General features: G+C 62.3%; 27 protein-coding genes. 17 read left to right on the top strand and 10 right to left on the bottom strand.

The genetic code is table 11. The annotated features are described in order from the left end of the window. The first annotated feature begins 169 nt into the window (after nt 1-169). Nucleotides 170-790 carry a hypothetical protein gene (locus ACP151_RS09255; RefSeq protein ID WP_424978603.1) on the top strand — a complete coding sequence of 207 codons (621 nt, stop codon included), beginning with the start codon at nt 170-172 and terminating at the stop codon, nt 788-790. 549 nt (nt 791-1,339) lie between these two features. Here the strand turns inward: ACP151_RS09255 and ACP151_RS09250 are convergent. Continuing rightward, the gene (locus ACP151_RS09250; RefSeq protein WP_424978602.1) at nt 1,340-1,783 is read right to left on the bottom strand and encodes a MaoC family dehydratase; all 444 of its coding nucleotides are present in this window, start codon (nt 1,781-1,783) and stop codon (nt 1,340-1,342) included. 200 nt (nt 1,784-1,983) lie between these two features. Then, nucleotides 1,984-2,859, bottom strand: a complete 876-nt coding sequence (locus ACP151_RS09245; protein WP_424978601.1) for a TIGR01459 family HAD-type hydrolase — start codon at nt 2,857-2,859, stop codon at nt 1,984-1,986. A gap of 196 nt (nt 2,860-3,055) precedes the next feature. On the opposite strand from ACP151_RS09245, the gene ACP151_RS09240 reads away from it, so the two are divergent. Next, complete coding sequence (locus ACP151_RS09240) at nt 3,056-4,999, top strand: methyl-accepting chemotaxis protein (RefSeq protein WP_424978600.1); 1,944 nt, start codon at nt 3,056-3,058, stop codon at nt 4,997-4,999. A 234-nt stretch (nt 5,000-5,233) separates the two neighbouring features. Here ACP151_RS09240 and ACP151_RS09235 read toward each other — a convergent pair whose 3' ends face one another. The 3 genes from ACP151_RS09235 to ACP151_RS09225 all read right to left on the bottom strand — a co-directional run bounded on the left by ACP151_RS09235 (nt 5,234) and on the right by ACP151_RS09225 (nt 8,279). Further along, nucleotides 5,234-6,154, bottom strand: a complete 921-nt coding sequence (locus ACP151_RS09235; RefSeq protein ID WP_424978599.1) for a manganese-dependent inorganic pyrophosphatase — start codon at nt 6,152-6,154, stop codon at nt 5,234-5,236. A 116-nt stretch (nt 6,155-6,270) separates the two neighbouring features. After that, nucleotides 6,271-7,251 carry a TraB/GumN family protein gene (locus ACP151_RS09230; RefSeq protein ID WP_424978598.1) on the bottom strand — a complete coding sequence of 327 codons (981 nt, stop codon included), beginning with the start codon at nt 7,249-7,251 and terminating at the stop codon, nt 6,271-6,273. 44 nt (nt 7,252-7,295) lie between these two features. Continuing rightward, nucleotides 7,296-8,279 (bottom strand): TraB/GumN family protein, encoded by a 984-nt coding sequence (locus tag ACP151_RS09225; protein ID WP_424978597.1) that lies wholly within the window; start codon nt 8,277-8,279, stop codon nt 7,296-7,298. 148 nt (nt 8,280-8,427) lie between these two features. On the opposite strand from ACP151_RS09225, the gene ACP151_RS09220 reads away from it, so the two are divergent. The 8 genes from ACP151_RS09220 to ACP151_RS09185 all read left to right on the top strand — a co-directional run bounded on the left by ACP151_RS09220 (nt 8,428) and on the right by ACP151_RS09185 (nt 15,644). Beyond that, nucleotides 8,428-9,099: a DUF2161 domain-containing phosphodiesterase gene (locus tag ACP151_RS09220; RefSeq protein ID WP_424978596.1), complete on the top strand. Its 672-nt coding sequence runs from the start codon at nt 8,428-8,430 to the stop codon at nt 9,097-9,099. A 531-nt stretch (nt 9,100-9,630) separates the two neighbouring features. Next, the gene (groES, locus tag ACP151_RS09215) at nt 9,631-9,918 is read left to right on the top strand and encodes a co-chaperone GroES (RefSeq protein WP_424978595.1); all 288 of its coding nucleotides are present in this window, start codon (nt 9,631-9,633) and stop codon (nt 9,916-9,918) included. A 66-nt stretch (nt 9,919-9,984) separates the two neighbouring features. Further along, a complete protein-coding gene (groL, locus tag ACP151_RS09210; RefSeq protein ID WP_424978594.1) occupies nt 9,985-11,637 on the top strand; it encodes a chaperonin GroEL in 1,653 nt (550 codons plus the stop codon). A gap of 199 nt (nt 11,638-11,836) precedes the next feature. Then, nucleotides 11,837-12,418, top strand: coding sequence for a GNAT family N-acetyltransferase (locus ACP151_RS09205; protein ID WP_424978593.1), 582 nt, complete (start codon nt 11,837-11,839; stop codon nt 12,416-12,418). A 49-nt stretch (nt 12,419-12,467) separates the two neighbouring features. Beyond that, the gene (locus ACP151_RS09200) at nt 12,468-13,325 is read left to right on the top strand and encodes a DMT family transporter (RefSeq protein ID WP_424978592.1); all 858 of its coding nucleotides are present in this window, start codon (nt 12,468-12,470) and stop codon (nt 13,323-13,325) included. Between the two features lie 45 nt (nt 13,326-13,370). Then, on the top strand, nt 13,371-14,147 hold the full coding sequence (locus ACP151_RS09195; protein ID WP_424978591.1) for an esterase/lipase family protein: 777 nt from the start codon (nt 13,371-13,373) through the stop codon (nt 14,145-14,147). After that, nucleotides 14,144-15,292 (top strand): alpha-D-ribose 1-methylphosphonate 5-triphosphate diphosphatase, encoded by a 1,149-nt coding sequence (locus tag ACP151_RS09190; RefSeq protein ID WP_424978590.1) that lies wholly within the window; start codon nt 14,144-14,146, stop codon nt 15,290-15,292. The genes ACP151_RS09195 and ACP151_RS09190 overlap by 4 nt, the downstream gene beginning before the upstream one ends. Before the next feature lie 118 nt (nt 15,293-15,410). After that, the gene (locus ACP151_RS09185; protein ID WP_424978589.1) at nt 15,411-15,644 is read left to right on the top strand and encodes a hypothetical protein; all 234 of its coding nucleotides are present in this window, start codon (nt 15,411-15,413) and stop codon (nt 15,642-15,644) included. A 129-nt stretch (nt 15,645-15,773) separates the two neighbouring features. On the opposite strand, the gene ACP151_RS09180 is transcribed toward ACP151_RS09185, so the two are convergent. After that, complete coding sequence (locus ACP151_RS09180; RefSeq protein ID WP_424978588.1) at nt 15,774-16,850, bottom strand: 5-(carboxyamino)imidazole ribonucleotide synthase; 1,077 nt, start codon at nt 16,848-16,850, stop codon at nt 15,774-15,776. Beyond that, complete coding sequence (gene purE, locus ACP151_RS09175) at nt 16,843-17,331, bottom strand: 5-(carboxyamino)imidazole ribonucleotide mutase (RefSeq protein ID WP_424978587.1); 489 nt, start codon at nt 17,329-17,331, stop codon at nt 16,843-16,845. Before purE ends, ACP151_RS09180 begins: the two co-directional genes overlap by 8 nt. Nucleotides 17,332-17,622: 291 nt before the next feature. Here purE and ACP151_RS09170 point away from each other — a divergent pair, with 291 nt between their 5' ends. Further along, nucleotides 17,623-17,937 (top strand): DUF1272 domain-containing protein, encoded by a 315-nt coding sequence (locus ACP151_RS09170; RefSeq protein ID WP_424978586.1) that lies wholly within the window; start codon nt 17,623-17,625, stop codon nt 17,935-17,937. Between the two features lie 36 nt (nt 17,938-17,973). Here ACP151_RS09170 and ACP151_RS09165 read toward each other — a convergent pair whose 3' ends face one another. Beyond that, nucleotides 17,974-19,260, bottom strand: a complete 1,287-nt coding sequence (locus ACP151_RS09165; RefSeq protein ID WP_424978585.1) for a uracil-xanthine permease family protein — start codon at nt 19,258-19,260, stop codon at nt 17,974-17,976. A gap of 207 nt (nt 19,261-19,467) precedes the next feature. Here ACP151_RS09165 and ACP151_RS09160 point away from each other — a divergent pair, with 207 nt between their 5' ends. After that, nucleotides 19,468-21,537 (top strand): FAD-dependent oxidoreductase, encoded by a 2,070-nt coding sequence (locus ACP151_RS09160; RefSeq protein ID WP_424978584.1) that lies wholly within the window; start codon nt 19,468-19,470, stop codon nt 21,535-21,537. 109 nt (nt 21,538-21,646) lie between these two features. On the opposite strand, the gene ACP151_RS09155 is transcribed toward ACP151_RS09160, so the two are convergent. After that, the gene (locus tag ACP151_RS09155) at nt 21,647-22,672 is read right to left on the bottom strand and encodes an alpha/beta hydrolase family protein (RefSeq protein ID WP_424978583.1); all 1,026 of its coding nucleotides are present in this window, start codon (nt 22,670-22,672) and stop codon (nt 21,647-21,649) included. A gap of 128 nt (nt 22,673-22,800) precedes the next feature. Between ACP151_RS09155 and ACP151_RS09150 the strand changes: the two genes are divergently transcribed. Continuing rightward, nucleotides 22,801-23,850, top strand: a complete 1,050-nt coding sequence (locus ACP151_RS09150) for a helix-turn-helix transcriptional regulator (RefSeq protein WP_424978582.1) — start codon at nt 22,801-22,803, stop codon at nt 23,848-23,850. Nucleotides 23,851-24,080: 230 nt separating this feature from the next. Here ACP151_RS09150 and ACP151_RS09145 read toward each other — a convergent pair whose 3' ends face one another. After that, nucleotides 24,081-24,305 (bottom strand): YdcH family protein, encoded by a 225-nt coding sequence (locus tag ACP151_RS09145; protein ID WP_424978580.1) that lies wholly within the window; start codon nt 24,303-24,305, stop codon nt 24,081-24,083. A 181-nt stretch (nt 24,306-24,486) separates the two neighbouring features. Here ACP151_RS09145 and ACP151_RS09140 point away from each other — a divergent pair, with 181 nt between their 5' ends. The 4 genes from ACP151_RS09140 to ACP151_RS09125 form a co-directional block, all read left to right on the top strand. Beyond that, nucleotides 24,487-24,900 (top strand): Hsp20 family protein, encoded by a 414-nt coding sequence (locus ACP151_RS09140; protein ID WP_019298576.1) that lies wholly within the window; start codon nt 24,487-24,489, stop codon nt 24,898-24,900. 5 nt (nt 24,901-24,905) lie between these two features. Continuing rightward, nucleotides 24,906-25,130 (top strand): DUF1150 family protein, encoded by a 225-nt coding sequence (locus ACP151_RS09135; protein WP_424978579.1) that lies wholly within the window; start codon nt 24,906-24,908, stop codon nt 25,128-25,130. 115 nt (nt 25,131-25,245) lie between these two features. Further along, a complete protein-coding gene (locus ACP151_RS09130) occupies nt 25,246-25,968 on the top strand; it encodes a PhzF family phenazine biosynthesis protein (RefSeq protein WP_424978578.1) in 723 nt (240 codons plus the stop codon). Continuing rightward, a partial coding sequence (locus ACP151_RS09125; protein ID WP_424976771.1) for a transposase occupies nt 25,916-26,098 on the top strand: 183 nt, incomplete at its 3' end. The genes ACP151_RS09130 and ACP151_RS09125, both read left to right, overlap by 53 nt.

Raw genomic sequence — 26,098 nt, 5'->3', positions numbered from 1 at the left:
GGCGCATGCCTATCCGCACCCGCGCGGCGGTTCAAGCGGCCAGTGGCGGGGGAGGGTGGGAGAGCGTCATGTTCCGGACCAGTGTCTGCTCAGGCTGGTGCGAGTTCGGTGGAATGGTCTAGAAGAAGAGAGATTTTCAATGCGGATACCAATTCCAAGGAGCGACATTGTGCGATTGAAAGTTCTGACTGCCTTGGCGATGTGGGCGGCGATGGCCACATCGCCCCGCGCAGAGCTGACTGCACGGTTTGATTTGAGCGGTTTCAGGGTCGGAAACATTGTTGTGTGCTCGCAGTACCCGCAGTTGAACGCGGAACGTCTCAAGGGCTTCCTCAAAGAAGCTATCCGGATTCGCCCGGAATTTCGTATCATGGACGGGCCGCATAAGTTTGTTCCAACTGATCTTGCCAGAGGTCCCGCACCGAAATTGCTTCTCCTTGCTGCCGAACAGGAACCAAATCAGCTTGTCAAAGAATGCGTTCAGGAAACCGTGCCGTTTGGCGACAAGGTTTTCCAGCAGGCGTCCAAAGTATGGTCCGGCATCGGAAAGCCAATTGATGATGGTCTGTCACTTGGCAGCGTAATTGACTTAAGCTTGCTGCCACCTGTCAGCCAGGCTCATTCCTATTCATTTGTCGAAGATTCAAACGGCCGTCGCGAGTGGGTTATCTTCACGATGGCTGCAAGTGGCAAGGGCGGCCCTCATGCCATCAACAACACGATGATCAGCGTCTTCGGATTAGACACAGATATCTGCCAAGAAAACTCTTTCTGTTTGACGGCGGAATGAGCGGGCGGAACTGTTTTGCTCCTTTGAGATAGCGCCTTGGATAGGACGGATTGGCTGTGTAATCGGTGTGAAAGCGATCTGAGCCGACAGGTGTTGCGCACCCACCGTACGGTGCCTTCACGCGATCCTCATGGCTCTTTGCCATACTCCCAAATGATCGCGATCCCCCAGCCATGGTTCCCGCGCGCGGGGCCATGATACGAGGCCCAGGCATCTGTGCGGCTGAATGGGCAACACCCGGAGACCGGCCCTGATAAAAAGGGGGTCGTCCAGGATATCCTGTCCGAGCAGGCCCCCGGCGGGGTCTGTCCACCTCCACCCGGCGGCGCCGCCCCCTTAATTGGGACCAAAGCGCAACAACCGAACGGAACGAACAGAACTACAGTCACGGCAAGAAAAAACCGCCAAGGGCAAAGGCCCCGGCGGCTCAAAGTGCTGTGCGGGCGGGGCTAGCCTGCCCCATGCGCTTCTTTCTGGTCCGAAATACCCCGGGGGAGCGCGCCAAAGGCGCGAGGGGGCAGCGCCCCCTGTCCAGGCTTTGCGGCCAGCTCAGTCGAACTTGCGCGATGGCGCCATCACCATGGCTTCGCCGACCAGAACCTTTTTGCCATCCACGATGCAGCGGCACTCCAGCTTCACGCGACGCTTTTCGATCACGATGTCGGTGACTTCAACCTCTGCCAGCACCAGATCGCCGGGGCGCACCGGCGCCAGGAACTTCAACGACTGGCTCATATAGATGGTGCCATGGCCCGGCAGCTGCTCGCCGATCACCGCCGAGATCAGGCCGGCAGTCAGCATCCCATGTGCAATGCGGCCTTCGAAAATCGTGTCCTGCGCATAATCATCATCCAGATGCACCGGGTTGCGGTCGGTGGAGACTTCGGCGAACTTCTCGATATCTTCATCGGTGATCACCTTGCGCAGATAACGCACCATGCCCATCTCGATGTCTTCGATGCAGATGGTTCCACGCGGCATGTTGTCCAACATTTCATCCTCCGTTCGCCTGGTCCCGCAAACATGGGGTGACCGTCTGGCGTTATAACTTTTGCGCATCAAGATGCCTGATTGCGCAACTTTATTACTTTGCAACTGCAGAAAATCAAGAGATTTCTGACAAAAGAAAACCCCGCCCGAAACGGGCAGGGTGGCACGGCCGGAGTGGCCTCAATCTTTGCAGATTTTCAATTTTATCGCAGGAAACCAATGGCATATGTCGGCGCTGACTGTTCCTGCGCCAGATATGCTGCCAGCGCATCCGCATCCGGCTGGACCGATGTCTTTGTCTCTCTGGCTGCAAGGCCGCCGGTGATGAACAGGGAATCGATGCCTTCACCCATGGCGCCGGCAATATCCGTATGCGGCCCGTCGCCGATTGCCAGGATCTCGGAATCACCAATCCCCGGCGCCACGTCCTGCAGCCGCAGCCGGGCCAGGTCATAGATCGGCGGATGCGGTTTGCCGAAATACAGGCTCTCGCCGCCCATGTCTGTATAGAGCCGCGCCAGCGCGCCTGCGCACCATTCCCGGGTCTCGCCGCGGTCGACAATGATGTCGGGGTTGGCGCACAACAGCTTCATGCCCATCTGCTTGGCATACAGAAAATCCGCCCGGTTCACCTCTGGGTCCGCCATGGTGTCGAACGGGCCACAGCAGACAATGCCTTCGGCCTCCTTCAGTGGCACCCGGGTAATTTCCACCGGATCGTGGATCACATGCAGCGGCTCAAAGAAACCTGCGTCCCGCTGCCACTCGCCCATGAAATAGACCTTGTTTCCCACCGCACCCGTAAACATCGCCGCGCGCGCACTATCGCCCGAGGTCGAGATCGTGTCATAGGCATCATCCGGCACGTTGAACTGCCCCAGTTGTGCCGCAACGCCTGCGCGCGGTTTTGGCGAATTGGTCACTAGCACCACGATACCGCCAGCTTCGCGATAGGCTTTCAGCGCTGCCACCGCCTCGGGAAAGGCGGTGATGCCGTTGTGCACGCAGCCCCACAGGTCTACGAACAGCGCTTTGTAGCGGCTGGAAACGTCGGAAAGGGAGGTGATGATCTGGGTCATGGCCGGGCCTTCGCGCATAATTCACTTGGCGCAGCTATGGCAGAGACGGCAGCAGAAGGCCAGTGGTCGGCATCGGCACCAGCTGGCGGAGGCAACAGTGCAGCTACCGTAAAAAGATTACTCTGGAGCTGATGTTTCGGGAAAATTAACCCGTTTGCTTTTGGATCAGGCAAAACAACCATGTAAAGAGTGTATCATGTCTCGCACACTAACGCTTAAGGCGCGTCTTTTGTTTTCTGCCGTCGTTTCCATGGCGTCGGTGCTTATCCTGGCCGGCGTTGCCATCTACAGCCTGCACCAAAGCGAACTGGAACTGGAGCGGCAGATCAATGTGACCCAGGCGGTCCGGCATGAGCTGACTGCCGATATGGAGCACAGCAAGATCGAGGCCGCGGTTGTCTCAGCCATTGTGCTCGGGCTGGAAGGTTCCGCCGAAGACCAGGCGGCACATCTCGCCCGGATGGAAAAGGATATGGTCAAGTTCCGCTCCGAGATGGATGCGCTTTTTGCGCTGGAGCTGCCGGCTGACATCCGCCGCATGGTGGCATCGCTGCTGCCGTTAATCGACGGGTTCAACGAGACCGCTGCAGAGGTTGCAGGGCTTGCGTTCAAGAACACCGGTGACGCCACCGATGCGCTGCCGGCTTTCCAGTCCTACTCCGCGAATGTCACGGAAAAGCTCGTGGTGCTGGGTGCCGCCATCAAGAAGTCTGCGGCAGAAACAGCAGAGAGCGCCCGTCAGCACGACCAGAACCTTCTGTATCTGATGTTGGGTATCTCTGCCGTGGCCGCACTCATCATGGCGCATAACTCCCGCAGGGTGTCGCTGACCATAACCAAACCCATCGAACGGCTGCGGGCGGCGCTGCGGGAAGTCGCAGAAGGGGATCTCGGCCTCAAGGTCGCCGACCGGATGCGGTCTGATGAATTCGGTCAAATCGCCAAAGACATCGATGCTGTCTCCGGCAGGGTGGTGGATGCGCTTGCCGAACAGAATGTGCTGCGGGAGGAAGGCGAAAAAGTGATCGATCGTCTTCGCGCCGCCTTGCAGCGGTTGGCACGCGGCGATTTCAGTGACCAGATCAAAGAGCCGTTCACTGGCGACTACGATCCCCTGCGGGTGAACTACAACGAGACTGTCGACAAACTGAACGAGCTGATTGCCCAGGTGGTTCAGGCCGGCGGCCGCATCCAGCGGCAGTCCGAGGAAATCGGATCAGGGTCGGAGGACCTGTCGGCCCGGACCGAAAGCCAGGCGGCAACGCTGGAGCAGACGGCCGCTGCGCTTGAGCAGATGACCGCCAGCGTCAATTCCTCGGCCAGCAATGCGCAGGAGGTGCAAGGCGCCGTCGAGTCAGCCCGCGCCGATGTGGAACGCAGCGGCGAAGTGGTCGAGGGCGCCATTGCCGCCATGAATGAGATCGAGAACTCCTCGAACCAGATCGGCCAGATCATCGGGGTTATTGACGACATCGCCTTCCAAACCAACCTCCTGGCGCTGAATGCGGGCGTCGAAGCCGCCCGCGCCGGCGAGGTTGGTCGCGGTTTTGCGGTGGTGGCCTCAGAGGTGCGGGCGCTGGCACAGCGTTCCTCGGATGCGGCAATGGAAATCAAAACTCTGATCAGCGCCAGTTCGTCCCATGTGCAGGACGGTGTGCACAAGGTGGATGGCGCGGGCAAGGCGCTGGACACCGTGGTCAGCCAGGTCAGCCGCATCACTGAGCTGGTGGCCGGCATTTCCCAACAGTCGGCAGAACAGGCGCAGGGGCTGAACGAGATCAACATCGGCGTCTCGCAATTGGACTCGGTCACCCAGCAGAATGCCTCTATGGTGGAGCAGACCGGCAATGCGATCCGCTCCATGAACGGAGAGACGGTGGAACTGAACCGGATGGTCGGGCAGTTCGTGCTGCTGGGAGACAACCAGCCGCGTGACCTGGCCCAGAGTGCAGACGGTCTGCAGGCTCCCTCGGCGGCGGCAGAGGTGACCGGGTTCGATCACGGTGCGCTGCCGGAGCCGCAGGCTGGATCTTCGGACTTCGGCGACGGGGCGCAGGGCAATGAGCGCTGGGAGGACTTCAACGATGAAGGCGAAGACTGGCCGTTCGATGAGGAAGAGCCGCAACCCCGCTCAGCCTGAATCAAACTGCTGAAAAACCCCTGCAGTTGCGGCAGTTGCGGCAGCTGCCGGGTCAGTGCTGATGGCGGGCTGTGCAACATGATTGCGGGCTGCCATTTTGTTCAGGTGCTGAGACTTCTTTAGAGGGTTTTCATCGGGCCTGACGTCGGCCGCGGGCACAGGGGGCTGGTCTCCACCACCAAAAAAGGAGGCGCCCAGCGGGGTGCCTCCTCTATGGTTGCGAAAAGGGCGGGATCAGACTTTGAGGTTCGGAATGATCTGCTTTTTGCGCGACATGACACCCGGCAGCACCACGGTGTCCCCGGCCGCATCGGCGCCAAAGGACTTGGCAGCAACGGTTTTCACCAGGTCGTTCGGGACCAGCAGAGTGGCTTCTTCGTTCAGAATGTCGACGACGAACAGCAGCACCTGATCGACACCATCTTCCGCCGCGACGGAGGTCATCGAGTTCATCAGCGACGCTTTGCGGTCCAGCACCACGCCCGGCGCGGTGGTTTCCAGAACGGAGACGCGGAACTTGGTGCCGTCGACTTCGTATTCTTTCGAATCCATGCGGATCAATTCCGCATCGGAGAAGGAGGACACATCGGATTTGGCGGCAAACATTTCGGCGGCGTATTCGGCGATATCGATACCCAGCTCAGCCGCCAGTTTTTCGGCCACGGCCTTGTCATGCGCGGTGGTGGTCGGGGAGCGGAACTCCAGCGTGTCGGACAGGATGCAGGTCAGCGCCGCGCCTTTGACGGCTTCGGGCATCTTGGCGGCATCCGCGCCCATCAGGTCGTGCATGATGGTGGCGGTGCAGGCCAGCGGGCGGATGGTGATGTCGATCGGACCTTTGGTTTCCAGGCCGCCGACCAGCTTGTGGTGGTCGATGATCGCCTGCACGTCGGCGCCGTTGATATTGGCAGGAAGCTCAGCCGGGTTGTTGGTGTCAACGATCACCACAGCTGCGTCATCGGCGACATCAGCGATGATTTCCGGCTTTTCCAGACCCCAGCGCTGCAGCATGAAGGCGGCTTCGGTGTTCGGCTCGCCCAGCAGTTTGGGGGCAGCGGCCACACCCTTCACTTCGTTCAGATACCAGGCCCAGACGATGGGCGAGCCGGTGGAGTCCGTGTCGGGGGATTTATGGCCGAAAACTTGGATGGTCATGGGGCTGTCCTGTTTTTGCATAAGGTCAGAAAGGGGAGATTTGCGCGCCTTATAGGGCTGGGGCGCAGGCTTGTCACCCCGCAGCTTCTGCAATGCGGCCTTGTGCCTGAAAGGGCTCAGAACGGCGCGCGCTCCAGGCTGTAGCCTTCCTGCTGCAACAGGTTCAGCACGCCGGTCTCGCCCGGCAGGTGCAGGGCGCCGGCGGCCACCACGATAAGGTCACCCTCTGCGGCCTCAATCACCGGGATCCAGGCGCGGTTGCGGTTGTCCAGCAGGGCCATCATCGTCTCCTGCCAGATCCGGCGGGTCTCCTGGGGTGGCAGCGCATCCGATTGCAGAAAATCGCGCTGGTAGATGGTGAAATAGGTCAGCGCCTGTTCATCGAAGTAGCTTTCGATCATGGTGTGAACCGCGTCCTGCTCGCCGCCCAGAAGAGTCAGATAGGCGCGCAGCTGGCGGACCTGTTCCTCCAGCGGCTCACTGTTGAACACCTCGAACAGGGTCATCGGGCTTTCCAGCGCCCGGGTTGCGGTCCCGGCTTCATCCGCGGCTTGTTCCAGTCGTCTATCCAGCCCTTTGGTGCTTTCTGGCGAGGCCCGCAGGCACGGCGGCACCGCCATGGAAACCGCCAGGAACCAGGGCCGCATCTTGGCTGCCATCCAGGGTGCGACGCCATTGGCGCGCGCTGTGGCGGCCAGGCTTTCCCATTCGGCAGGCTCCAGTCGGTCGATCAGGCTGGGGCCTTCTGTGATCAGGGTCAGCGACGGGTCCCGGCCAATGGCTGTCACCAGTTCTGCCATTTCGCGCTTGGTGCCTTCCAGCAGCAGCAGGTCGGCCTGGGCAATGACCGGCGCCAAAGCATCAGAAACCGCATCAAGGCGTGGATCATTGATGTGCATGGTGCCGATCACATGCAGGGTACGGCTGCCGCGCCGGGCAATCCAGTGGTTGCCTTCGGCAAAAGGCGTGGCGGCAACCTGGGCATCGATGGCTGCCCTGTCCTGTGCGCTTAGCGCCAGCCGTTGATCGGTGCCGGTGCAGGCAGCCCAAAGCGCCCCGGGCAGAAAAAGAAAGGCAAAGGCAAGAAGGAAGCGCATGAAGAAAATCCTGAAATGTGAATCGGGTTACCGCTGCGGCGCAGCTACCACGGAGCCCGGCTGAGGCTGAAGCCCTTGGCCTTCAGTAGGTTAAGAAGCCCGTTGCGCCCCGGCAGGTGGGCCGCGCCGACGGCGACCACAAAGCGGTCCTGAGACGCCCCGCCGATCACCTTCATCCAGCGGATATTGCGCTGGTCCAGCAGGCGGCGGTTGTATTGCGCCCACAGCCGCTTGGTTTCAGCGTAAGAGAAGCTGCTGTATCGGGCGCTGATCCAGGGAGCGAGCACAAAGGAAGTCCAGACGCTCTGATCGAAGTAAGCTTCAACCGGGGTGGCGTCCTCGGGCATGTCCGATTGCACCAGCTGCAGTTCCAGCTCAAGCATCCGGGCCTGATCCCGCAAGGGCATGCCAGAGATGGCTGCCAGCGCCTGTTCCGGCGTTTCCAGCGCCCCCAGCGGGATTTTCTTGCGGCGGGCAAACCCGGCGATCCGGTCGTCCAGCCCGCGGCGCAGGCCAAAGCCGTAGGGGCGGCAGCCGCTTTGCACCAGGAACATCGAGATGGCCCAGGGTTGCATCCGGTTCATGCTGTCCAGGTTGGCGCCTGTGGCCTGTACGGTCAGTTTGAACCGCTGCCAGGCCTCGGGCGTCAGCAGGTGCCGCAGCTCGCGGCCTTGCGGCAGCAGGAAGCTGCGAGTCAGCGCCGTTGGCATCCGGTCCAGTCGCTCCATATCCTGGTCGGAGGTTTCCAGAAAAATCGCCTGTGCTGACAGCAGCGCCGGGCGCAGGGTGCGCATCACCTTGGCCATGCGGGCATCGCCGCCGTGCATGGTGCCAATCACATGGATGGTGCGGTTCCCCCTGGTGGCGACCCAGTGGTTGCCGTCGGAAAACGGAGTGGCCGCCATTTCGCGGTCCAGCTGTGCCCGGGTGGCGGATGGCAGATGGTCGCGGTAGTCGATGCCGCGGCAGGCCGCGAATAGGCCAGAGGCCGGAAGCAGGAGAGCAAATGCCAGTGCAAACAGTTTCATCAAGTGCCCTTTCCCAATGTGCTGGAACTATGGCCTGAACATAAAAGCCTAGGGCGGGGCAGGGGCGGCGGCAATGTAAAACCCTGCATTGCCCCGTAAAACCCGGCGGTGGATTGCCAAGGCGCGCGCTTCCTGCCAGTCATGGGGCATGGAGCGCGAAGATCAGCTGTATGCGCCGGTGAAGGCGCTGCTGGAGGACCAGGGTTATGCGGTGAAGGGCGAGGTGGGTGCCGCTGATGTGATGGCTGTCCGCGGCGCTGAGCCGCCGGTGATTGTCGAGCTGAAGCTGAGGTTCTCGCTGTCGCTGTTTCATCAGGCTATTGCCCGGCTTTCGGTCACAGATCACGTCTATATTGCAGTGCCGCGCCCCGGCGGCCGGCAGGCACGGCGGATGATGAAGGACAATCTGGGCCTGTGCCGACGACTGGGGCTGGGCCTGATCACGGTGCTGGCAGACGGGCGGGCAGAGGTGCACTGCGATCCCGGAGCTTACGCTCCGCGCAAATCGAAGAAGAAACAGGCGCGGCTTTTGCGGGAATTCCAAGCTCTGCGGGGGGATCCCAATGCGGGCGGAGCCACGCGGCACGGAATCGTGACCGCCTACCGCCAGGATGCCCTGGTCTGCGCGGCGCATCTGGCAGAGGCCGGTGCATCGCGTGGCCGGGACGTGGCTGAAGCCACCGGCGTTGCACGGGCTACTCGGCTGATGGCTGATAATCACTATGGCTGGTTCGACCGCGTGGCGACCGGTGTCTACCAGCTGACTGACGCAGGCCGGGCCGGGCTGGTGCATTGGGCTGAGAGCTGGACGGAAGAGTGAATTTCAGTCGGTCGTCTGTTCTGGGTAATGCATATTCTCGGAGATCGATCTGGTTTTAGGTGAATTTGCACACACACATTGTTTGACTTCAATTGGGGCGCATTTTCCTGTTGAGAAAGCCCTTGTCTGCGCTGATGACTGCGCCAGCTTTGCACAAGGGGCGACAGGATTGGCAGAACCGGACATTGACCGGCCTTGGGATCGCCTGCGGGCGCCCGGTTTGAGCCGCTGCCGGTCTGCGTCAGCCCGGAGGCCCCGGCGCGCTACCAGCCTGTAACATGCTGCGCGTATAGATTTGGCCAGTTCAAGGACAGTTTTCCGCATCTGAAAGACGCGGCTGCATAAGGCGGCGGGCAAGGCAGGAACCTGGGCGGTTAGGTGCCCTCATTATTTTTGCAGATTCCGTGTTGACAAGAACCGGGGGCGTTCCTAGCTTCCCCTCGTTAGCACTCAGCAGATGTGAGTGATAACTGCCCCGCCAGGGAGCGGGGCAAAAGATAATAACCTTTGAGCCTTTAAGGAGCTGCAAAGATGGCATTGAAACCGCTTCATGACCGTGTGCTGGTGCGCCGCACCGAAAGCGAAGAAAAAACCGCTGGCGGCCTGATCATCCCCGATTCCGCCAAGGAAAAGCCGAGCGAAGGCCAAGTTGTCGCAACCGGTGAAGGTGCGCGCAAAGACAGCGGCGAGCTGATCGCAATGGCTGTCAAAGCCGGCGACACCATCCTGTTCGGCAAATGGTCCGGCACCGAAGTGACCGTCGACGGCGAAGAGCTGCTGATGATGAAGGAAAGCGACATCATGGGCATCATCGAGTAAGCCCGCAGGCCTGCTCTGATCCCAACTATCGCTGACAATTACAGAATTTCTCTAGGAGAGTGACAAATGGCTGCTAAGGACGTCAAATTTACCACTGATGCCCGCAACCGCATGCTGGCCGGCGTGAACGTGCTGGCTGACGCTGTGAAAGTGACCCTGGGCCCGAAAGGCCGCAACGTGGTTCTGGACAAATCCTTTGGCGCGCCGCGCATCACCAAAGACGGTGTGTCGGTTGCCAAGGAAATCGAGCTGGAAGACAAGTTCGAGAACATGGGCGCCCAGATGGTGAAGGAAGTTGCTTCCCGCACCAACGACGAAGCCGGTGACGGCACCACCACCGCGACCGTTCTGGCGCAGGCAATCGTCAAAGAAGGCCTGAAGCAGGTTGCAGCGGGCCTGAACCCGATGGACCTGAAGCGCGGCATCGACCTGGCAACTGCCAAAGTCGTCGAAGGCATCAAGGACATGGCGCGCGAAGTCAAAGACTCCGCTGAAGTTGCGCAAGTTGGCACCATTTCTGCCAACGGCGAAGCTGAAATCGGCCAGCAGATTGCCGACGCGATGCAGAAAGTCGGCAACGAAGGTGTGATCACCGTCGAAGAAAACAAGGGTCTGGAAACCGAGACCACTGTTGTCGAAGGCATGCAGTTCGACCGTGGTTACCTGTCGCCCTACTTTGTGACCAACGCAGACAAGATGATTGCAGAACTTGATGACTGCATGATCCTGCTGCACGAAAAGAAACTGTCCTCGCTGCAGGCCATGGTGCCGCTGCTGGAGCAGGTGATCCAGTCGCAAAAGCCGCTGCTGATCATTGCAGAAGACGTTGAAGGCGAAGCGCTGGCAACTCTGGTTGTCAATAAACTGCGCGGCGGCCTGAAAATTGCTGCTGTCAAGGCTCCGGGCTTTGGCGACCGCCGCAAGGCCATGCTGCAGGACATCGCAATCCTGACTGGCGGCCAGGTGATTTCTGAGGATCTGGGCATGAAGCTCGAGTCCGTCACCATGGACATGCTGGGCACCGCCAAGAAGATCGAAATCACCAAAGACGAAACCACCATCGTTGACGGTGCAGGCGAGAAAGCCGAGATCGAAGCCCGTGTTGGCCAGATCCGTGCGCAGATCGAAGAAACCACTTCTGACTATGACCGTGAGAAGCTGCAGGAACGTGTTGCCAAACTGGCAGGCGGTGTTGCCGTGATCCGCGTCGGCGGCATGACCGAAGTCGAAGTGAAAGAGCGCAAGGACCGTGTGGACGATGCTCTGAACGCGACCCGCGCAGCTGTGCAGGAAGGCGTGATCGTCGGTGGCGGTGTTGCTCTGGTTCAGGCCGGCAAGGCACTGGAAGGCCTGGAAGGCGCCAACGCCGACCAGAACGCCGGTATCGTCATCGTGCGCAAAGCCATCGAAGCGCCGCTGCGCCAGATCGCTGAAAACGCCGGTGTTGACGGTGCTGTGGTTGCGGGCAAAGTCCGCGAAAGCTCTGACAGCGCATTTGGTTTCAACGCGCAGACCGAAGAATATGGCGACATGTTCTCCTTTGGTGTGATCGACCCGGCCAAAGTCGCCCGTACCGCGCTGGAAGACGCGGCATCGGTTGCTGGCCTGCTGATCACCACCGAAGCCATGGTTGCTGACAAACCGTCCAAAGACGGCGCAGGCGCCGGTGGCGGCATGCCCGACATGGGCGGCATGGGCGGCATGGGTGGCATGATGTAATCACAAATCCTTTGGGATTTGGGATCAGGCGACAGGCGATTGGCCAAACAGGCCAATCTGCCGGAAGCCCACCGCTGATGACTGCAAGATTTGGGGCTGCCATTGGGCAGCCCCTTTTCTTTTGGATCAGGAATGGCCCGCCTTGCGGGCCTGCCTGCGGCGCGGGTATTTTGAACCAGAAAGAAGCGGGAGCCAGGGCATGGTTGTTGGGCCGGATTTTTCAAGCAGCGTAAAAGAAGAGCATTATGAAGACGTGGATGCGCTGTTGAAGGCGGCGTTCCCTACGGATGCTGAGGCTCGGCTTGTGCGGCAGCTGCGGGCAGATGGGGACATGTGGTTTGAGTGCCGCAAGCCCTGGGATGGCAGGATCGGGGGATACTTCGCTCTGAGCCGGATGCAGGCCCCCAACGGCTGGGCCTGTCTGGCACCGATGGCGGTGCGGCCCGAGTGGCAGGGTGGGAAACTGGCCGAGAACAATCCGAATATGGAAGTTGGCGGGCCTAAGGATGAATTGTATCGCCGCCCGTGGCGGTTTGGGACCCGGATGCTGCAGGAGCTTGAAAGCTGGTACGAATTGCGTTCCGAAAAGGTTCGGGAGCGTTTGCCTGAAGCGATTGTCGTTCTGGGCAACCCCTCTTTTTATGGGCGCCATGGTTTCAGTCAGCAGCGGGCACGCCGGCTCAAAAGTCCTTTTCCGCTGGAATACACGCTGATCCTGCGCCATGGCGACGACGTGCCGGAGGGTGAGCTGATCTATCCACGGGCGTTCGCAGGCCAGTAACACGAAAATATCACTGGCCCGCCCGGAGATTGCAGGCTACCGGTGCGCCATGCGCCTGTTTTGTCTCGTCTGCCTCACCATGATCGCCTTTGCTGCGAACTCGATCCTCAGCCGGATGGCCATTGGGTCCGAGCATATGGATGCGGGCAGTTTTGGCCTGCTGCGGCTGGCGTCTGGCGCTGCCGTATTGATGGTGTTGTGCCGGATGCAGGGGGTGGCGGCCCGCCAGGATTTGCGGGCGAGCCTGAAGGGCGGTGCGGCGCTGACGCTTTATATCGCCGGGTTTTCGCTGGCCTATCAGCAGCTTGATGCAGGGCTAGGGGCGCTGGTGCTGTTTGGTGTGGTGCAGATGTCGATGTTTGTCTGGGGCGTTCTGCGGGGCACTGCGGTCAGCAGCGGGCAGGTGGCCGGTGCGGTGATGGCCTTTCTGGGGCTGGCCTATGTGGTTTGGCCTGATGGTTCCGGCGCAGTGCCATTGGGCGCGTCACTGCTGATGGCTGCGGCAGGCCTGGGCTGGGGGATCTACAGCATCCTGGGGCGCGGGGCGGCGCAGCCGCTGGCGGCGACGGCGGTGAATTTCCTGTGGTCCACGGCGATGTTTCTGCCGATTGCCCTGTGGCTGGGCAGCAGCACAATGAGCCTCTGTGGTGCGGTATTGGCGGTTCTCTCAGGCGCGGTGACCTCCGGCATCGGCTATGCGCTGTGGTACCGGCTGCTGCCGCAGATCCTGCCAGCGGTGGCCGCCACGGTGCAGCTGAGCGTGCCGGTCATTGCAATCCTGGCCGGGGCGGTCCTGCTGGGCGAGGCAATCGGGCTGCGGCTGATCTTTGGCAGTGCTGCGGTTCTGGGCGGCATCGCGTTGGTGGTGCTGCAGGCACCGGCGCGAAAGGCGCTGGCCGTCAAATAGCGACTGGGTCTTTCCTGCGCCGCCGCTTGCGCTTATCTGGGCCTCATGTGTGATGTTCTGAAATCCTTCTTTGCCGCTGCTGCGGTGCTGTTGCCGCTGCCGGCGGCCGCTGATTGTGTGATCCTGCTGCACGGGCTGGCGCGGTCCGAGAGGTCTTTTGCAGTGATGGAGGAGGTGCTGCAGTCGCGCGGGTTTGACGTGGTGCGGCCCGGATACCCTTCGACCGAACAGCCGGTTGAAGTGCTGGCAGAGCAAACCCTGCCGGAGGCCTTTGCCGCCTGCGGTGGAGCGACAGCCCATGTGGTGACCCATTCGATGGGCGGCATTCTGCTGCGCCGCTGGCTGCAGGACAACCGACCGGACACTCTGGGCCGGGTGGTGATGATGGGGCCGCCAAACCAGGGTAGCGAGCTGGTGGATGAGCTGGGGGACTGGGAGGTCTTTGGCTACCTGAACGGACCGGCCGGGCTGCAGCTGGGAACCGGGGCGGACAGCCTGCCCAAAAGCCTGCCGCCGGTGGATTTCGAGCTGGGCGTGATTGCGGGCAGCGAAACATTGAACCCTGTGTTCTCGAGCCTGATCCCCGGCGCGGATGACGGCAAGGTCTCTGTTGAAAGTACCAGAGTGGCGGGCATGACCGCGCATCTGACACTGCCGGTCACCCATACGTTCATGATGAACAACCCGCAAGTTATGGCGCAGGCGCTGCATTTTCTGGAAGAGGGGCGGTTTCAGCCCGGCCTGGGCTGGCTGGCGGCGGTGGAAGAGATTATCAGCGAGGCCTGCCAACTGAATGGCGGCTGTGAAGAGGCAAAGAAATGACGCTGGAATTGACCCTGCAGGGCGGTGATGTGCTGCGCCCGGGCGGGCTGGAGATGGGCGGTGAACTCGCCATTGCGGACGGGCTGGTGGCAGAGACATCTGCGGGTCGGGTTGTGGATCTTTCTGGCTATCTTGTATTGCCGGGTATTGTGGATGTGCATGGCGACGGGTTTGAGCGCCATCTGGCGCCGCGTCGCGGGGCGATGAAACAGATGGCAGAAGGTGTTGTTGCCGCCGAGGCAGAACTGGCAGCCAACGGGATCACAACAGCCGTCCTGGCGCAGTTCTATTCCTGGGAAGGGGGGCTGCGGGGCCCGGAGTTTGCAGCGCAGGTGTTTGAGGGCATCAAGGCGGTTCGCGGGTCGCTGGTGACAGATCTGCTGCCGCAGCTGCGGTTTGAGATCCATATGTTGGAGGATTACGCCGGGCTGGCGGTCAGGGTGGCGGAATGGCAGGTGCCCTATGTGGTGTTCAATGACCACCTGCCGCATGAGCGGTTGGCGCAGGGAAAGAAGCCGCCGCGGCTGACCGGCCAGGCGCTGAAGGCGGGGCGCAACCCGGACGTCCACTGGCAGATGCTGAAAGACATGCACGCACGCCGGGATGAAGTGCCGGGCTTCTTGGATGCGCTGTGCCGCGAACTGGCGGCATTGGAGGTGCGGCTGGGCAGCCATGACGACAAGACGGCTGAAGACCGCACAGTCTGGCGCGAACGCGGTGCACGGATTTCCGAGTTTCCAGAGACGCTGGAGGCGGCGGAGGCAGCACGGGGCGCTGGTGATCCGGTGATCTTGGGTTCGCCCAACGTGGTGCGGGGCGGCTCGCACAAGGGAAATGCTTCAGCCGTGGAGCTGATCGCCATGGGGCTGTGCGACGCACTGGCCTCGGATTACCACTATCCCAGCCCGCGGCGCGCGGCGCTGATGCTGGAACGCTCGGGCCTGTTGGACTGGGCGGGCGCCTGGCGGATGGTCTCCGACGGGCCTGCACAGCTGTTGGGTCTGACGGATCGCGGCACGCTGGAAGCTGGCAAACGCGCCGATATCGTGGTGCTGGACAAGCAGACCCAGCGGGTTGCGGCAACAATTGCCGGCGGGCGCATCAGCTATATGTCGGGCGATATCGCCGCGCGGCTTGTGGGGTAGCTGCGCTCCGCCTCGGTTAGTAGGGCTAGATATGCGTTGTGCGCTTAGAAAAATACGCGATATTGTCGCTTATGCTTTGTGGGCAATTCTTGCAGCAGGTTTATGGGCTGCGATTTTCTTGGACGGCTACGTGCTGGACACCAAAACTGATGAGGGGCGCTATCTTCTCTTGCTTCGCCTAGGCCGAGAACCTGCTGAATGGGCTGAGACAACTGCACTGCGCTATTGGTTTGAATCCATTCACAATATGGCGTTCCTTGCAACTTTTTGCTGCGCGTTAGCCTGGGCAGTTGTGTATTACCTGTGGCGTGAGTGGCGGAAATCACAAGGGAAGAGCACCGAGCTTGACTGACCTGAGGCTAGTCTGTCCGCCGTAGGGATTGCGGGGTGTTCCAGAAGGTAGCTGCCTCCGCCTGCTTCTTTCTGGTCTTCAATACTTCGGTGAATCTGGGGGCGCTGGTGCCCCCAGATTTGGGTGCGGTTAGCCTTCCGCCTTCACTACACGGTTCACATGGCCCATCTTGCGGCCCGGCTTGGCCTCTGCCTTGCCGTACAGGTGGATGGCGCAATCGGCCTCTTTGGCCAACGCCGGAATGCGGTCCACGTCAGCGCCGATCAGGTTTTCCATCACCACATCCGAATGGCGCTGGCCGTCGCCGAGCGGCCAGCCTGCCACAGCGCGGATATGCTGTTCGAACTGATCCACGGTGCAGCCGTTCTGGGTCCAGTGGCCGGAGTTATGGACGCGCGGCGCGATCTCGTTGACGATCAGACCCTTAGGCGTGACGAAGAGTTCGACACCCAGAACACCGACATAGTCGAGCGCGTTCAGGATCTTGCCGGCCATCAGCACTGCGTCCATGCGCTGTCCGGTGCTCAGCCTTGCGGGCACGGTGGTGGTATGCAGGATGCCATCGCGGTGGACGTTTTCGCCCGGGTCGAAACAGGCGATCTCGCCAGTAGTGCCACGAGCGGCGATGACCGAGACTTCGTGACTGAAGTTCACAAATCCTTCGAGGATCGAGGGCGCACCGGCCATGGCGGCGAGCGCTTCGCTTGCGTTTTCTGCTGCCTTGATGCGGGCCTGGCCCTTGCCGTCATAGCCGAAACGGCGGGTCTTCAGGATCGAGGGCGCGCCGATCTCTGTCAGCGCTGTATCGAGGCTGGCCTGGTCGGTGATGTCGGCAAAAGCTGCGGTTTGCAGACCGAGATCCTGCAGGAATGTCTTCTCGGTCAGCCGGTCCTGGCTGATCCGCAGGGCTTCGCGGCCCGGGCGGATCGGTTTTTGCGACTCCAGCAGGTCGAGGGCGGAGGTCGGGATGTTCTCGAACTCATAGGTGATCACATCGACAGACGCCGCGAAGGCGGTCAGTGCCTCGGCGTCCTCGTAGCCTGCGGTGGTCACGCGGTCTGCGACATGGCCTGCGGGCGGGTTGGTGCCCGGTTCAAAGATATGGGTTTTGAAGCCGAGGCGGGAGGCTGCAACTGAGAGCATGCGGCCCAGCTGGCCGCCGCCGAGGATGCCGATGGTGGCGCCGGGTGCGAGGGGATCAGTCATCAGAGGGTTCCTCGGGGATGGAGGCAGAGAGTGCTTCGCGCCAGTCGTCGAGACGCTGGGCCAGATCCGCGTCCTGCAGTGCCAGGATGCCTGCGGCCATCAGGCCTGCGTTGGCTGCACCAGCAGAGCCAATGGCCATGGTGGCAACCGGGAAACCCTTGGGCATCTGCACGATGGAATAAAGCGAGTCGACGCCGGACAATGCCTTTGTCTGGACCGGCACGCCCACGACGGGTACGCGGGTCTTGGAGGCGACCATGCCAGGCAGGTGGGCCGCCCCGCCGGCGCCTGCAATGATGACCTGCAAGCCGCGGCCGGCGGCGGATTTGCCGTAGCTCCACAGCCGGTCCGGGGTGCGGTGGGCAGAGACGATCTTGGCCTCGTATTCAACGCCCAGTTCGTCCAGAATATTGGCGGCTTCCTTCATGGTGGGCCAATCGGATTGGCTGCCCATGATGATGCCCACTTTGATGTCACCCATGGATGGTGGCTCCTGTCGCGGCTTGTGGAGCGCGCACTATAGGGAACGTTGCGGTTTTCGCAATGCGGGCCGGGCTGGAAAACCACGGGATTTTCCCTGTTTTGCAGGGTTTGGCACTGTGCCACAGGCCTTGGGGCAGGGGCGGGCTCCCGCCCGTGCGGGATGCGGCCAGGCCCGCCCCGCCCCGCGGTTGGGCGTGGCGCCGCGCTGGTGCGCGGCGCGGGTGACCATGGCGGGGCTTGCGGGACATTGGCAAGCGGGGCAGGGTGGCCGCCGGATAAGGAGAGCAAGATGCTGGAACTGCGCCCTAATTGCGAACTATGTGACAAGGACCTGCCGCCGGATGCGGCGGATGCGCGGATCTGCACATACGAGTGCACCTATTGCGCGGCGTGCGTGGAGCAGCTGCTGCAGAATGTCTGCCCGACCTGCGGCGGCGGCTTTGCGCCGCGCCCTGTCCGGCCCAAGCAGGCGTGGCGGCCGGAGTTGGAACTGGGGCTGGAAAACCATCCAGCGTCAGGGACACAGGTGCATTCGAAATTCAGCCGCGCGGACATCGCCGCGCATGTGGCGCGGATCCGGCATCTGAAGCCGGAGGAGCGCTGAGCAGAGCCGCTTGCGCGGCCCTGCACCTTTGCGGGATCAGTCCCGCTGCTGCGGCAGGATCAGATTGAGCAGCAAGCCCGCAACGCCGGAGAGGCCGATACCTGCGAGAGTGAGGCCTTCGCCGAATTGCAGGGTCAGGCCGCCGAGACCGATGATCAGCACAGTGGAAATGATCACCATGTTGCGCGCTTCAGAGAGGCTTTCGCCCAGTTTCGCGAGCACCGACAGGCCGACCACGGTGACCATGCCAAAGAGCAGGATCATGATGCCGCCCATCACCGGCATCGGGATGGTCGACAGCGCACCGGAGAGCTTGCCCGCAAAGGAGAGCGCAATGGCAAAGATTGCCGCCCAGGTCATGATCGCCGGGTTGAAGGCGCGGGTCAGAGTGACGGCGCCTGTGACCTCGGAATAGGTGGTGTTGGGCGGCCCGCCCAAGAGGCCCGCGGCGGCGGTGGCAAGACCGTCGCCCAGCATGGTGTTCTGGATGCCGGGCTTTTCCATATAGTTGCGCTTGGTCACATTGGAGATCGCCATGATGTCGCCGAAGTGCTCAATCGCAGGCGCAATGGCAACCGGCAGGATGAACAGGATGGCGGCGAGATTGAATTCAGGCGCGACAAAGCCGGGGACCTTGAACCAGGGTGCGTCGGCCAGGGGCGCGGTGTTGACCAGCGCCTCGCCGGTGATGGCACCCAGCACCAGCGCAGCGATATATCCCGCTGCGACGCCTGCGAGGATCGGGACCACCCGCATGATGCCGCGGCCCAGGATTGCCGTCAGCATGGTGGTGCCGAGCGAAACGGCGGCGAGCAGCAGGGCAGTGTTGCGCGGCATCACCTGGGTGTCGCCTGCCAGGCCGGTGGCCATGTTGACCGCAACTGGCGCCAATGACAGGCCGATGACCATGATCACGGGGCCGACCACAACGGGGGGCAGCAGCCGGTGCAGAAAGCCTGCGCCAAAGGCGCGGATGGCGAAGCTGAGCGCGACATACAGGAGGCCCGCTGCCGCCAACCCGCCGGTCGTCGCCGCCATGCCCCAGGTCTGCACGCCGTAGATGATCGGCGCGATGAAGGCAAAGGAAGAGGCCAGGAACACCGGCACCTGGCCGCGGGTCACGATCTGAAAGATCAGCGTGCCAAGCCCTGCGGTGAACAGCGCAACGCTGGGGTCCAGCCCGGTGAGCAGCGGCACCAGCACCAGCGCGCCGAAGGCGACAAACAGCATCTGGGCGCCGATCAGCGCCTGTTTCGGGGAGAATATGTATTCGCTGCCGGCGGCGGGTGCGGGCGCGGGGGAGGGATCGCTTGCGGAGGTCATTTTCGTTCTTTTCCAGGGTCTTTGAAGTCTGCCCGAGGCAGGCTGATGCGAGTGCTTCGGGCAAAATTGCAGTGCTCCTAACCGGAAAATCCGGCTTTGACCATCCGGTCAGAAGGAGAAACCGCAGGCCCCGAACAGGGTGTCGCAACTGGGGCGGGCGGATGCCGGTTTTCTGCAAGCTGACAGGGCGCGCACAGAGGCTTATCCTTGAGCAAAGCCACTGACGGAACCTGCGCCATGAGCCACGACAGCGACCCGCTTCTCCAGCCCCTGCAGCTGCGCCATCTGACCCTGCGCAACCGGATCATGAGCACGGCGCATGCGCCTTCGTTCCAGGAAGGCGGCCATCCGCGCGACCGCTACCGGCTGTATCACGAGGAGAAGGCGCGCGGCGGTGTTGCGCTGACGGTGATTGGCGGCTCGACCAATATTGCGCCGGACAGCCCTTCGGTCTTCGGGCAGCTGTATGCGGGGGATGACAGTATCATCCCGTGGTTTCAGAAACTGACGGAAGGGGTGCAAAGCCATGGCGCGGCAGTGATGTGCCAGATCACCCATATGGGCCGACGTACCGCCTGGGACGACGGGCACTGGCTGCCGGTTCTGGGGCCGTCCGGGCGGCGCGAGCGGGCGCATCGCGCGTTTCCCAAGGTCATGGAGCCGGAGGATATCGCCCGCGTTATCAGGGATTTCGCCGCTGCAGCGGAGCGCTGTCAGCAGGGCGGGTTTGATGGGATCGAACTGCTGTCGCATTCGCATCTTCTGGGGCAGTTTCTGTCGCCTTTGGTGAACACGCGCGAGGATGACTATGGTGGCTCGCTGGATAACCGGTTGCGGCTGACGCTGCAGGTCTTGGAGGCCGTGCGCGCGGCGGTAGGGCCGGATCTGATCCTCGGCATGCGGATCACGGGGGATGAGCTGGCGGCGGGCGGGCTCAGTGCTGCCGAATGCATCGAGGCGGCACAGAAGATTGCCGCGACCGGTGCGGTGGATTTCCTGAACGTGCTGGCAGGCGCGCCTTATGACGATCTGGGCCTGGCCGGCTGGGTGGCGCCGATGGGCATGCCCGCGGCGCCGGATCTGAATGTGGCGGGCGCGATCCGCGCGGCGGTGGATCTGCCGGTGTTCCATGCGGGCGGGGTGGCCGATATTGCCACCGCGCGTCACGCCATCCGCGAGGGGCAGGCCGACATGATCGGCATGACCCGCGCCCATATGGCCGATCCCTATCTGGTGCAGAAGCTGCAGCAGGGCGCGGAGGAACGCATCCGTCCTTGCGTGGCGCTGGGCTATTGCGTCGACCGGGTCAATCAGGGGAAACCGGCGGTCTGCGGTCATAACGCGGCGACGGGGCGCGAAAGGGTGATGCCGCATGTCATTGCGCCTGCAGAGGTGCGGCGCAAGGTGGTGGTGATCGGCGGCGGCCCTGCGGGGTTGGAGGCGGCACGTGTGGCGGCAGAGCGCGGTCATGACGTGGTGCTGTTTGAGGCCAGCGGGCATCTTGGCGGCCAGATTGCGCTGGCGGCCAAAGGCATGACGCGGCGGCAGATCTGGGGCGTGGCAGACTGGCTGATCTCCGAAACGGAACGGCTGGGCGTGGATCTGCGTCTCAATACCTATGCTGAGACAGAGGACGTGCTGGGGGAAAACCCGGATGCGGTGATTGTCGCCACCGGCGGCTGGCCGGAAGGTTTGGACATTCCTGGTGGGCATCTGATCACCTCCAGCTGGGAAGTGCTGGGCGGCGAGGCGCGGGTTTCAGGCGAGGTGCTGCTGCTGGACGAGGTCGGAGATCACGCGGCGCTGGTCTGCGCCGATGTGATGGCGCGGGCAGGGGGGTCTGTCACTTTGGCGACACCGGACCGGATGGCGGGGCATGATCTGGGGCCGACAAATTCTGCTGTGGTCCTGCGGGATCTGGCGCGGCAGGGGGTGGTGTTCGAAAACCTGCTGGAGCCTGTGTCGGTGGCCGCCGCAGGTCACCGCAAGCGTGTCACCCTGCGTCATGTGCTGACGGGGGCTCAGAGCGAAAGGACCGTGGACCATGTGATTTGCGAGCATGGGGTGGTGCCGGCCGAGGATCTGTATCACGCATTGAAACCCGCATCGCGCAATCTGGGTCAGCTGGATCATCAGGCAATGATTGCCGGGTGCAGCCCTTTTGCGCAAACGAACCCCGAAGGGCAATTCTGGCTGGCTCGTGCAGGTGATGCGGTGGCGGGCCGCAATATCCATGCTGCCGTCTATGACGCGCTGCGGCTCTGCAAGGATCTGTAGCCTGCTGCCCAACGCCTCCGCAGCGCGCCGCCAGGCGCGCTGCCATGCCCAACGCCTGGGCCGGGCAGCTTTGCTGCGGGCGCAGGGGGCGGGAGACCTGGCTGGTGGTTCAGTTGCTGTGGAAGAAGGCGGCAACTTCCGTAATGATCTGCTGGTGTTTGGCGGCCCGTTCCATGCCGCCGCCGCGGCAGATGATTTCATCACCGGGGGCTTCTGCAGCCAGGATTGCCAGCCCGTCCGGCTGGCACTGGCCCAGAAAATCGAAATGCGACAGTGTCTGTGGTTCGACATAGCGTACATCGGCGGCTGACAGCGCCTGAACCAGCGCCCGGGATTCGATATCCAGTGTCAGGCCGGAATTCATAATGGGGGCGCCGTAGACCAGCATCGGACGTGTGATCCGTGCCAGGCTATCCTCTGAAAAGCTTTGGGTGCCGCCCAGGTCGAACAGGGCAAAGGCCCTGATCCGCGGGTCGGACAGTTCCGCCTGCATATGGGCGCGATCTTCAGGTGTTTCAGCGATTTTCCAGCCTTTCAGGATGCCACAGACCAGGTCATCCGGCAGCGTGTCGCACATTTGCGAGAACCTGTCCGCATCATAGCGCGCGCCAGCCAGCAGGGCAGCGGTAAAGCCGCCAAGCGAGTGCCCGGCCATATAGATGCGGGCCGGATCAGCCAGCGCGGCCAGCTGTGGCGCCGCCAGCAGGTGATCAATGACACGGGAGATATCGCGCGGGCGCTGCCACAGCTGGCGGCTGAGATCCGGCTCGCGCGACCAGGTGGAGGTGCCCGGATGGCTGATGGCTGCCACCACAAAGCCCTGCCGCGCCAGCGCCTCCGCCAGCCAGGCCTGATTGAGCGCGTTTCCGTACATGCCATGCGACAGCACCACCAGCGGGAAGGGACCGGTGGCAGGCGCGGCCTCCCGTGCGGCCAGGGGCGCCTCCCAGACCTTGCTGTCATAGATTGGCTCCAGCGCTGCGGCGTTTGCTGCTGGATACCAGAGAAGACCGTCAAGCGGGCGGCTGTCTGCGGCGGCCGGGATATGCAGGTCCCGCAGGCCGGGTATGTAATCCTGGGCGGTTGCCGATGCGGCAGTGCACAGGAAGGCAAGGAGGTGCAGGAAGGATTTCATGATGGTCTCCGGGTTCTGTTTTGGATGTCCTGGAACCTGCGCCGGCGGCGCGATTGCAGCAATGGCCGGGGCGCCCTATAGCTGTCCTGAAACCTGATGCAGGACAAAACAGCCGTGAAAGAGGACAGATGGACAGCAGTGCAATGCTCACCTTTCCGCTGCCGGTGATGACCGCAGCCTTGTGCAGCGCCCTGGCAGTACTGGTCTGGCGGGCAGAGCTTGGCTGCCGCCGGGCGAACCTGCTGTTTGTCGCGTTTTTTGGCCTGAGTGCAGTGTCGTCTCTTCTGGTCGGTCTGCGATTCGGCTATGGCCTCAGCCCGCTGATCCCGCTGCAGCGTATCCTGCCGCTTTACTTCGGGCCGTTTCTGTACCTGGGGTTTGCGGCCTTACTGCCGGATGCCAGTGGGTTTCTGCGCCGGGCTTTGCGGCATCTGGCGGCGCCTGTTGCGGCGCTGGCGCTGTTCTGGCTGCTGGTTGCGGATATGCGGCAGTTGGACTGGCTGATCAGCGCCAGCTACCTCGCCTATGCCGCGGCGCTGCTACGGCTTTGGCGCAAGGGGCCGGACGCGCTGGCGCAGGCGCGGCTGGACCGGGCGGGCCTGCTGCACCGGTGGATGCTGCGGGCGGTGGGTCTGCTGGTGTTCGTGCTGCTGCTGGACACGGCCATCGCCGCCGATTTCGCCCTGTTCGGCGGCAGCCATGTTCCAGCGTTGATTTCAGCCGGGACGGTGCCACTGCTGGTCATGCTGCTGGCCCTGCTGAGCGTCCTGCCTGCGGTGTTTTCCGCGCCGGGTCGGGCAGCCGCAGCCGCAGCCCCCGCCGGCAGGGTGACTGCCGACACCGAGGAGAGGCTGCGGCACCTGCTGCAGGAGGAGCAGCTGTTTCTGGATCCGGATCTATCGGTGCAGCGGCTGGCCAAACGTTTGCATATCCCCGCGCGGGAGCTGTCCGCTGCGGTCAACCGCACGCAAGGCCAGAATGTGTCGCAATATGTGAACCGCTTCCGCCTGGCGCATGCGGCCGGGCTGCTGGAAAGCAGCGACAGGAGTGTCACCGATATCGCCGCCGGATCGGGCTTCTTGTCGCGGTCCAATTTCTACCGCGCGTTTCAGCGGGTCTACGGCGAGACGCCGTCGCAATACCGCAAGTCGCGCGCGGCAAAAGAAGCTGACGCTTGAACCCGCGCTGACGCGCGGTGCCTCCGGCGGGGGTATTTTCACCCAGAAAGAAGCAGGTGGGCCCACAGCGCGCCGCAAGGCGTGCTGCCACGCCCAACGCCTGGGCCGGGCAGCTTTGCTGCTTGGCTAGGGGGCGGGAGCGCCGCTGCGAAAACTGGGGAAGGCTGCCTTCTGCAGTCAGTAAACCGGCAGCTTTGGCCGGTATCAGGCGCCGTTGGGACGGCACTTGGTCAGGCGATGATATCCGGCGTCAGCCGGTCTTCGATCAGAGCGATCTTGTCCTTGAGGATCAGCTTTTGTTTCTTCAGGCGGCGGATCGTGAGTTGGTCGCTGACAGCGCGCTCTTCCAGCGCGCTGATCGCATCGTCCAAATCCCTGTGCTGCGTGCGGAAAACTTCCAGCTCAATCTTGAGGACCTCATCGGTCTTCATTGACACATCTGTAGGTGCATTCATGGGCGACTCAATCAGGCTGATGAATGAAGTGGCGTCAAAGATACTTCGTTAACGGCTTTTCCGCTAGACCTGAGAGTGCATGCTCTTGTGAAACCTGCAAGAACTTCCCATATTCTCAATGAGGCGGCTGCCGGAAGCGGGGCCGCGCATATCCGTCGCTTTGGCATAAAGGACGAACAGCGTGTCGAAACTAACTTTGGGCTCCTACCCGCATATGCTGGGGTTCGAGCAGCTGGAACGCCTTCTGGAACGCTCGGCAAAATCGGGCAACGAGGGCTATCCCCCCTACAATATCGAACAGACTTCCGATCATTCCTACCGTATCACCCTGGCTGTGGCCGGTTTCGCCGAAGAGGATCTGGCGATCACCGTCGAGGACCGCCAGCTGGTGATCCGCGGCCGCCAGCGCGATGACAGCGAAGGGCGGGTGTTCCTGCACCGCGGCATCGCGGCGCGCCAGTTCCAGCGCATGTTCGTGCTGGCTGATGGCGTTGAAGTGGGCGAGGCGGTGATGGAAAACGGGCTGTTGCATGTGGATCTGACCCGCGCACGGCCCGAAACCGTGGTCCAGACGATCAGTATCAGAAAGGGGTAAGAGCAATGCATACACCGTTTGATTTCAAGGAGACTGGCGACCGGACCGTTTATGTGAAGGCGGTTGCGGTTGCGGATCTTCCCAAGGAGGTGCAGGAGAGCGCCGGTGATCGCGCGCAGCTTTATGCGGTGCATGACGCGACAGGCGGCCAGCTGGCGCTGGTGGCTGACCGCAACCTGGCCTTTGTGCTGGCGCGGCAAAACGACATGACGCCGGTTGCGGTGCACTAAGCCTAGTCTGCGGCCTGATGCTGAGGCAGCGGATTGACGCTAGGGTTTTGGTCTCAATGTTGCATAAGGCGGGCGAAGGCCCGTCTTTTTGATGCTTTCAAGCCGGGAGTTGCAGATGGCGCGCAATGATTTTGACTGGGTGGATGCCTTTTCGGCCCGGGCCTTTGGCGGCAACGGCTGTGCGGTTGTGCATGGCGCGGCGCATTTGCCGGTGGATGTCTGCACCGCTTACGTCCGGGAAACCTCATTGGTGGAATGCACCTTTACCGGCCCGTCGGAGGTGGCGGATGTGAAGGTGCGCTATTTCCTGGCCAGCCGCGAGATCCCCTTTGCCGGCCATCCGACCATCGCAACGGTGGCGGCGATGCGGGGCCGGGGGCTGATTGCGGGCGACAGCATCACTCTGGAAACCGGTGCCGGCATCGTGCCGGTGCGGCTGGACGGTGATCTGATCGAGATGACGCAAGTGGCGCCGGAGTTCGGACCCTTTGCCAACCCGGAACTGGTGGCGGCGGCGGTGAACCTGCCGGTGGAGGCCATCGTTGGACGGCCGCAGAAGGTGTCCACCGGGCTGCCGTTCTGCGTCACCGTGCTGAAGGACCGCGCGGCGCTGGAGGCGGCAGAGCTGAATCTGGAGGCGCTTGCGGCGCTGGAAAAATCGCTGGGCGCCGATGGCATCGACATGATGGAGCCGTTTCTGGTCACGCTGGAGGGCGCGACGGGGCGTTGTTGCACAAAGGCCGTAGAGGATTCACTTTGCGAATCCCGTAGGTTAGATCGGCGGCATGCCGAAGCCTGCCTCTTCCCGCTATCGAACAACGAACTGGTCCAACTATAACGCATCACTTCGAAAGCGCGGCTCTCTGCTGGTCTGGTTTGACCGCGACATGACCTGGTTCGCCGAGCGATGCGGCAAACGCGGACGACCGGAGACCTTCTCCGATGCGGCCATCCAGTTCTGCCTTAGT

The sequence above is a fragment of the Leisingera sp. S232 genome (assembly GCF_049800895.1).
Classification (GTDB): Bacteria; Pseudomonadota; Alphaproteobacteria; order Rhodobacterales; family Rhodobacteraceae; genus Leisingera.
The sequence above is the reverse complement of the archived record's forward strand: the minus strand, read 5'-3'. Positions and strand labels throughout refer to the sequence as shown.

Bases quoted from the DNA above. Each gene is read 5' to 3' on its own strand.
- ACP151_RS09250 (WP_424978602.1), bottom strand. From the start codon at position 1,783: ATGTTGGACAACATGCCGCGTGGAACCATCTGCATCGAAGACATCGAG.
- ACP151_RS09245 (WP_424978601.1), bottom strand. From the start codon at position 2,859: ATGACCCAGATCATCACCTCCCTTTCCGACGTTTCCAGCCGCTACAAA.
- ACP151_RS09240 (WP_424978600.1), top strand. From the start codon at position 3,056: ATGTCTCGCACACTAACGCTTAAGGCGCGTCTTTTGTTTTCTGCCGTC.
- ACP151_RS09235 (WP_424978599.1), bottom strand. From the start codon at position 6,154: ATGACCATCCAAGTTTTCGGCCATAAATCCCCCGACACGGACTCCACC.
- ACP151_RS09230 (WP_424978598.1), bottom strand. From the start codon at position 7,251: ATGCGCTTCCTTCTTGCCTTTGCCTTTCTTTTTCTGCCCGGGGCGCTT.
- ACP151_RS09225 (WP_424978597.1), bottom strand. From the start codon at position 8,279: ATGAAACTGTTTGCACTGGCATTTGCTCTCCTGCTTCCGGCCTCTGGC.
- ACP151_RS09220 (WP_424978596.1), top strand. From the start codon at position 8,428: ATGGAGCGCGAAGATCAGCTGTATGCGCCGGTGAAGGCGCTGCTGGAG.
- groES (WP_424978595.1), top strand. From the start codon at position 9,631: ATGGCATTGAAACCGCTTCATGACCGTGTGCTGGTGCGCCGCACCGAA.
- groL (WP_424978594.1), top strand. From the start codon at position 9,985: ATGGCTGCTAAGGACGTCAAATTTACCACTGATGCCCGCAACCGCATG.
- ACP151_RS09205 (WP_424978593.1), top strand. From the start codon at position 11,837: ATGGTTGTTGGGCCGGATTTTTCAAGCAGCGTAAAAGAAGAGCATTAT.
- ACP151_RS09200 (WP_424978592.1), top strand. From the start codon at position 12,468: ATGCGCCTGTTTTGTCTCGTCTGCCTCACCATGATCGCCTTTGCTGCG.
- ACP151_RS09195 (WP_424978591.1), top strand. From the start codon at position 13,371: ATGTGTGATGTTCTGAAATCCTTCTTTGCCGCTGCTGCGGTGCTGTTG.
- ACP151_RS09190 (WP_424978590.1), top strand. From the start codon at position 14,144: ATGACGCTGGAATTGACCCTGCAGGGCGGTGATGTGCTGCGCCCGGGC.
- ACP151_RS09180 (WP_424978588.1), bottom strand. From the start codon at position 16,850: ATGACTGATCCCCTCGCACCCGGCGCCACCATCGGCATCCTCGGCGGC.
- purE (WP_424978587.1), bottom strand. From the start codon at position 17,331: ATGGGTGACATCAAAGTGGGCATCATCATGGGCAGCCAATCCGATTGG.
- ACP151_RS09170 (WP_424978586.1), top strand. From the start codon at position 17,623: ATGCTGGAACTGCGCCCTAATTGCGAACTATGTGACAAGGACCTGCCG.
- ACP151_RS09165 (WP_424978585.1), bottom strand. From the start codon at position 19,260: ATGACCTCCGCAAGCGATCCCTCCCCCGCGCCCGCACCCGCCGCCGGC.
- ACP151_RS09155 (WP_424978583.1), bottom strand. From the start codon at position 22,672: ATGAAATCCTTCCTGCACCTCCTTGCCTTCCTGTGCACTGCCGCATCG.
- ACP151_RS09150 (WP_424978582.1), top strand. From the start codon at position 22,801: ATGGACAGCAGTGCAATGCTCACCTTTCCGCTGCCGGTGATGACCGCA.
- ACP151_RS09145 (WP_424978580.1), bottom strand. From the start codon at position 24,305: ATGAATGCACCTACAGATGTGTCAATGAAGACCGATGAGGTCCTCAAG.
- ACP151_RS09135 (WP_424978579.1), top strand. From the start codon at position 24,906: ATGCATACACCGTTTGATTTCAAGGAGACTGGCGACCGGACCGTTTAT.
- ACP151_RS09130 (WP_424978578.1), top strand. From the start codon at position 25,246: ATGGCGCGCAATGATTTTGACTGGGTGGATGCCTTTTCGGCCCGGGCC.